This is a genomic window from Streptomyces aureocirculatus, assembly GCF_000720475.1.
Taxonomy (GTDB): domain Bacteria; phylum Actinomycetota; class Actinomycetes; order Streptomycetales; family Streptomycetaceae; genus Streptomyces; species Streptomyces aureocirculatus.
On the sequence record NZ_JOAP01000120.1, the window covers coordinates 1 to 2,984 of the forward strand.

Annotated in this window: 3 protein-coding genes; all 3 read right to left on the reverse strand. The window is 66.9% G+C overall.

What is annotated here, in order from left to right:
* Positions 1-130: 130 nt before the first annotated feature.
* Complete coding sequence (locus tag IG78_RS0140875; protein ID WP_078965970.1) at positions 131-2,311, reverse strand: protein kinase domain-containing protein; 2,181 nt, start codon at positions 2,309-2,311, stop codon at positions 131-133.
* Between the two features lie 103 nt (positions 2,312-2,414).
* A complete protein-coding gene (locus tag IG78_RS49965) occupies positions 2,415-2,576 on the reverse strand; it encodes a hypothetical protein (protein WP_157856074.1) in 162 nt (53 codons plus the stop codon).
* 17 nt (positions 2,577-2,593) lie between these two features.
* On the reverse strand, positions 2,594-2,984 hold a 391-nt coding region (locus IG78_RS0140885), incomplete at its 5' end, for a VanZ family protein (RefSeq protein ID WP_030574798.1).

The following is a 2,984-nucleotide window of genomic DNA, read 5'->3' on the forward strand; positions in this document are numbered from 1 at the left end:
TCGCCGATGTCGCCGACGCCACCGAGCAAGGCATCCACCGCATCAACACCAACCCCCCACTGCCATGGTCATACCTCGCCCATACCGGCCTGACCATCCACCCACCACACCCACCGAACTCACGAAAAGATCAGTAGGAAGGGCTTGCATCGAGCGCGTAGACACTGTTGCGGGCGGAGACGGCGTACAGCCGGCCACGAACGACCATGACGGGATTCAGTGAGCTCCACGGCCTCGCGCGGGCGGTGGTACGTGGATGGGTCTTCCAGAGTTCCTTGCCGGTGCGCGTGTCGACGGCGAAGACCTCTCCGAAGTGAGTGGGGTAGACCAGCTGCGTCCCGGCGAGGGTCGGCCTGCCGGTCGGGACGCGTTTTCGGACATCGTGGCGCCACCGGATGCGCTTGGCCTTGGTGTCCACCGCGAAGGTGTTCCCGCGGTGGGCAACGAGGTAGAAGAGGCGTCGATCGGCCACGCCATAACGTTCGGTGATCGATTGAGTGGTGTTCAGCGCCAGGAGGACATCGAACCCTTTTGGGATGGGAACGCGGAGATCGGCACGGGTCCGGATGTCGAGGCGGACCAGCGCGGTGTTCCTGGCGCCACTGCTCACGTCCCTGTTGCGCTCTGCCAGGTATAAGGCGCCTGGTGCGGCGGCGGCGAAGTCGAGTTTCCCGCTCTTGGTGGTGGTCCACGTCGTCTGTCCGGTTGCCGGGTCGACTCCCGTGATCACGGTTCGGCTGGCGGGCTGAGTGTGGTCCAGCGGTGCCCGGATGGTGTACAGGCCCTCGGACGCCGCGGCGAACATCTCCCGCGGGCCCAGCGGCCGCTTCCACTGGGTGTTGCGGGTGGCCACATCGATGGCCCGGATCTCGCGCTTCGACTGATCGGTGAGGTACAGGGTCTTTGTCTTCTGGACCAACTGCACACCCTGAAATCCAGGGATATCGGTGAAGTCGCTGGGGAGAGGACGGGTCCACAGCGTCCTGCCGGTGCCGGCATCGAGGGCGTAGAGCCGGGAGGGCAGCCAGCTCGTGGGACCGGCGGTCTCTTCCTCATAGGGGTCTTTGCGGGCACGTTCGCGTACGATGAAGACCATGTTGTGGGCTACACCGAGCACAGTCGTACCGCCGTCGGGGGGTGCGAAGTTGGCGTACTCGTCGGCTGGTGCGCTGCTCGTCCAGGCAATGTGGCCGTCCTCGTAGGTGTTGATCCGTGTGACGGAGCCGTTGTTGGTGGTGCAGTAGATGATTTCGTCGTGGGCAAAACAGCGCTGTATGCCGCCGTCTCCCGCCAGCTTCGTCTCCCACGGGTGCCAGTCCGACGCGCCGTGCCGGGTGGCCAGCGGGTCAGCCGGGGCAGACGGCCAGGCCGCCATGGCGCCGATACCCGTCGCCGCAAACGCCAGGACCGTGAGGACCAGCAGCCAGCCGGGAACCCGTCGACCGAGCCAGCGGCCTGCAAGCGCGCCCAGCATACGCACTCCCGCGGCACGTGCGGGTTTGCGTGGCGCTTCGCACAGGGACAGAGCCGCCAGCAGCTCCTGCGGGGTGGGCCGTTCGGCCGGGACCTTCCGCAGGCACGCGGCAGCCAGGTCGTGCAAAAACTCCGGCAGCGCACCGAGGTCCGGCTCCTCGTGCATGCTCAGGTGAGCCGACACGTAAGGGCTGCCGGCCTCGAAGGGACTGTGTCCGGTTGCCGCGAAGACCAGCACACAGCCCAGGGAGAACACATCAGCCGCAGGGCCGGCCCGGGAAGGCGTGGTGAACTGCTCGGGTGCCATGAAAGCAGGGGTGCCGACGATCTGGCCGGCAGCGGTGAGGGGATTTCCGTCGACGGCACGCGAGACCCCGAAGTCGATGATCAGCGGACCGCGCTCGCTCAACAGCACATTGCCGGGTTTCAGGTCGCGGTGCACCACCCCAGCTCTGTGAATGTCCCCCAGCGCGACCGCCAACGTCCGCACCATCTCTCGGAGCTCGGGCTCAGCGACCGGCCCCCGCTCCTGTACACGAGCGGCCAGGCTCTCTCCCGGCATATAGGGGCTGGCCATCCACGGGTCCGGTGCGTGGGGGTCAGCGTCGGTGATTGGCACCGTGTGCTTGCTGTGGACCATCCGGGCAGCAGCGACCTCCAGCACGAAGCGGGCCCGGAATTCCGGGTTCTCGGCCCACTGCCGTCGAATCACCTTCAGCGCGATGACCTGACCGGATGCGGAGCACGCCCGGTACACCACGCCCATGCCGCCCGACCCGAGTCGGCTCTCCAAGCGGTAGCCGCCCACCCACGTGGGATCTTCCTTCAACAACGCCATCCGAGCCCCCGCCGGTCAAACCCTCTGCCCCAGACAGCGAATGAGCGTAGAGGCTCCGCACGGCCTGCAGCGCCGGGTTGCGTAAAACGATCCCGGCGAAACGTCACTGGACCGTGGACAGTTGCATGCGGAAACAACCTTGGTTCGCTACCTGCAACGGGCACTCAATGCCAGTGAGCAGGCTCCAGAGGCGGTCGACCACGCTCTCTCCGATGAGGACTTCCTCAAGATCGTGGTAGCCGAAGCGGCGGCGCTTCAGATCCACGCGACCATCTTCGAGTGTCAGGCGGCAAGATGCCCGGGCGGCGTTCGGCCGACCCTGTTCGGGAGCAGGATCAGCCACCGCTGCCCTCGCCAGCTCTCCCGCCTCCCGACCTTGCTCACGGCGCCCGGCTCGCCTTCTCGCGCGCAGCGCCACACTCCCCACGCGCAACAAGCCGTCGGCGAGGCGGAAAGCTGACAGGACCCGGACTCATGCGCGCCCGCCCCTGTCCCGTCAGAGGCCGAGACAGCCAGCAGGCTGCCGGCCAGGCCGCCGCCGGTGTTGAAGATGACGTCATCGATGTCGACCACTCTGCCGGCGTTCATCGCCAGCTGCACCGCCTCGATGGTGACGCTCAACGCGAAGCAGCCGATCGCGATTGCTGAAGGCGAAGGGCGCCGGGCCGCCGCA

What these genes read in the sequence shown, in the direction of transcription:
- IG78_RS0140875 (WP_078965970.1), bottom strand. Translation starts at nt 2,311, where the DNA reads ATGGCGTTGTTGAAGGAAGATCCCACGTGGGTGGGCGGCTACCGCTTG.